1 protein-coding gene is annotated in these 999 nt (G+C 64.7%); it reads right to left on the bottom strand.

What is annotated here, in order from left to right; all coding sequences use genetic code 11:
- On the bottom strand, positions 1 to 804 hold an 804-nt coding region (locus EN955_RS34550; RefSeq protein ID WP_164769977.1), incomplete at its 3' end, for a DMT family transporter.
- Positions 805 to 999: the final 195 nt, after the last annotated feature.

Consider the following 999-nt stretch of genomic DNA (forward strand, 5'->3'; position numbering starts at 1 on the left):
GATCGCCAATGTGTTGGGGAATTGCCCGAATACCAGCAGGCCCGAAATGACCGCCCAGACGGTGAAGCAATAGTAGAACGGCGCCACGGCGCTGGTCGGTCCGACGCGATAGGCCATGAAGATGAAGAAGTGGCCGAAGATCAGGAAGAATCCAGCACCTGCCATCAGCAGCAGGTGATGCGCCCCGGGCATGACCCAGCGCTCGGAAACAAGATGCGCGGCGCCGGCGCCGATCAGCACCACCACGACGGCGGAAATCGCCACGATCATCCCCGGCACCTCGGCCGAGACCCGCCGGCCGGCTAGGTCGCGCGCCGCTGCAAGGGCTGCGTTGCCGAGCGCCAGCAGGGCATAGACCGAAATGCCTTGCATGGTCGGCTGCGCCACCATCAGCGCGCCGACGAAGCCGAGCCCGATCAGCGCCATGCGCCGGCCGCCGATCCGCTCGCCAAACAGGATCGAGGAGCCAACCAGCATCAAGAGCGGCGTGATCTGGCCGAGCGCGGTGGAATCGGCGATCTGCATGTTGGCGAGCGCGACCACATAGCAAAGGATCGCCGCCAGCTCGAGCACGTTCCGGCTCAGGACGCGCTTGTCGAAGATCAGCGGGATCTGCTTGCCGTAGCCCAGCGCGAACAGCAGCGGGAAGCCCCAGAGGGCCGCCGCGGCACCCCGCAGAAACAGCACCTCATAAGACGGCAGGCCCGCCGTCGCGAGCTTCATCATTGTATCGTTGACGAGATACGACCCCGTCGAGACGATCATGAACAGCGGGCCGCGGACAGAGGCAGGAATGAAATGCATCCGGCCACAAGATCAGAGGCGGATGGCGGCGGCAATGGTCCATGGCCTGGCCATGATTCAGACAGGGCCGGGCAAGCAGGCCGGCGCTTTCGCGGCCTCGATCGGTCGGCCGCTACCCCTTCATTTTGCCCGGAGCCTTCCTATATCAGCGCCACATCCCCGCAATCGGATCGATGGTTCGGACTGAGTGAGACC

It is taken from the genome of Mesorhizobium sp. M7A.F.Ca.CA.001.04.2.1, from assembly GCF_003998485.1.
Lineage (GTDB): Bacteria > Pseudomonadota > Alphaproteobacteria > Rhizobiales > Rhizobiaceae > Mesorhizobium > Mesorhizobium ciceri.